Genomic DNA, 2,367 nt, shown 5'->3' with positions numbered 1-2,367 from the left:
AATATGAAATTTATATTCCTCTACCTTAGAGGTGATCAAATTCTCACATTAATAATAAAATAGTGCAGCTATTAATAAATAAGTGGAATGTCACAGTTACTTTTATCATTTAAACGTTATTCTTCTCTTAAAATTCAACCCATAAAATGATATGCGATAATGAAAAAAGGAATATTTCAGTGCTCTGCATTAGCAGCAGCTATTATTTTATCTGGCTGTAATAGCGATTCATCTGATGATAATAATAAAGTCGATTATGGCGCAAAGGCTGTAAGTTATCTTGTTGAAATTGCAGATGAAACGCAAGGTATTGGCGATCGCGAAGCAAGCACACAAAAAGAAATTCAAACAGGGAATTGGATATACGATAAATTAACGGGTTTTGGTTTTGATGTTAATGCTCAACCATTTGTTTATGAAAAGAAAGGGAAAACATATTTTTCAAATAATTATATTGTAGAGAAAAAGGGGAAAGTAGATAAAACTATTATTTTGGCTGCACATTATGATTCCACTGGTGTCGATCATGGTTCGTTAGGTGCAACAGATAACGGTGCTGGTTTAGCCGCCGCTATTGCTATTGCTGAAAAGCTACAACAAACAGAATTACCATTTAATGTCCGTATTTTATATCCAGGTGCTGAAGAAAACGGTCTAAACGGTTCGTTATATTATGTCAAAGATGCATTAGCGAATGACAAGCTTAAAAATGTCATAGGCATGATAAATTACGATACTGTTGGTGGTGGCGATATCGTATATGTCCACGCTGCGCATTCTGATTATGCAGAGTATAAAAGAACATGTGAGTCTTTGGGGTTAACAGAAACGGACTATAGCTTTGATACAAAAATGCGAGAAGCGATGCTGAAGGCTTCTGTTGATGTTAATGGCGAAGCGGATAAGTACGTTATTCACCCAACATTCCCAGGTTACCCTGAAGGCGAAACGGGTTCATGGTCGGATCATGCTGGCTTTGCGTGTGCGGGTATTCCGATTGCTTATGTTGAAGCAACTAACTTCAATATTAATGGGGCGGATGGCTATGATGGCTATTCTCAAACCACCAATCCTGCGATGTGGGATTGTTACGACGCTGATAATAAAACGGCATGTAATCGTGCTGAAGAGAAAAAATGGGGTAAAATTTGGCATACCGAGTTTGATCGTATCGATAAACTGGAAGAGGCTTTCCCCGGACGTGTCGATAAGCAGCTTAGCGATAATGTGAATATCGTTTTAGAGTTATTAACGAGCGACAAATATATTCAAGTTAAATAGCGATGCGACAGTGAGCTATTGATGTTAATCCCATTTATGAGGCTTGTTCATGAATGGGATTTTTTTGCGGTTATGCACCTCGTGTGCCATGCTCATATTGTTCGTATATGAGAGGTGACATGGATGGCACTGAAGCTTGCAATTGTAATACATGTTGAAGAAGAGTTTGATTGGCATGGTTGCTTTAGCCGAGCGAATAATACAGTTTCGCCACAACACACATTAATCAATACGATTGAAAAATTACTTGCGATAGGTGCCAAAATCACATTGGCGATGGATTATGCTTTTGTCACGAGTATTGAGGGCAAGAAAGTCATTGATCATTTCTTACCTTTAGAGGGGGAGTCTATTGAATTTGCTGCCCACCTTCACCCTTGGTTGACCCCGCCGTATCAAAATAATTCTTCGCTTTCTACTACAGCGGCATCATTTCCCTGTAACTTAACGAAAGACCTTGAATTTCAGAAATTAAAAACACTGACAGATATGATTGAACGTGTGAGTCGAGTTAGGCCAGTAACTTATTTAGCTGGGCGCTATGGTGTTGGAGTAAATACGCATGGCGCCTTAAAAAGGCTCGGTTATAAAACAGACTTAAGTTGTTCTCCATATTATGACTTCACGCAATTAGAGGGGCCGAATTTTAGTTCACTTACCTGTAAAGATTATTTAAAGGATAGTGTGTACTATTTACCGCATACTACTGCATTGACTAGCTGGTCTTCTATTCTCGAAAACTGGCTAAATGCAAACCCTAAAACATTTTTTCACCATAGTAACCGTCTAGATTATCGGCTAGCACGAAAACTCTTAGGGGTGAGGTTAGATCGGCTATCTCCTGAAGAGGTATCATCAGCACAAATGCAGCGGGTTTTTAATGCTCAGCACAGACAGGGGCAGGAGAAATTTATTATTTCTTTTCATTCTACAAGTTTAATTCCCGGCGCTACACCATATACCCAGACTAAATCTGACGTAGATTGTCTAGTTGAAAGGCTAATTGATTTTATTACTTGGTTTTACTGTAATCATGATGGAGAGGCCTTTTTACCTAGGGAATGTAACTGTCTCTAATACACATCT

The 2,367-nt window shown here is 38.6% G+C and carries 2 protein-coding genes; both read left to right on the top strand.

The window, feature by feature from the left end; genetic code table 11:
* Positions 1-159: 159 nt before the first annotated feature.
* The gene (locus ASV53_RS23610) at positions 160-1,281 is read left to right on the top strand and encodes a M28 family metallopeptidase (RefSeq protein WP_094958944.1); all 1,122 of its coding nucleotides are present in this window, start codon (positions 160-162) and stop codon (positions 1,279-1,281) included.
* A gap of 123 nt (positions 1,282-1,404) precedes the next feature.
* Positions 1,405-2,358, top strand: coding sequence for a polysaccharide deacetylase family protein (locus tag ASV53_RS23605; protein ID WP_094958943.1), 954 nt, complete (start codon positions 1,405-1,407; stop codon positions 2,356-2,358).
* Positions 2,359-2,367 lie beyond the last annotated feature (9 nt).

Source organism: Photobacterium sanguinicancri, assembly GCF_002265265.1.
GTDB classification, from domain to species: Bacteria; Pseudomonadota; Gammaproteobacteria; order Enterobacterales; family Vibrionaceae; genus Photobacterium; species Photobacterium sanguinicancri.
This window is presented reverse-complemented; position numbering and strand designations above follow the sequence as displayed.

Bases quoted from the DNA above. Each gene is read 5' to 3' on its own strand.
- ASV53_RS23610 (WP_094958944.1), top strand. From the start codon at position 160: ATGAAAAAAGGAATATTTCAGTGCTCTGCATTAGCAGCAGCTATTATT.
- ASV53_RS23605 (WP_094958943.1), top strand. From the start codon at position 1,405: ATGGCACTGAAGCTTGCAATTGTAATACATGTTGAAGAAGAGTTTGAT.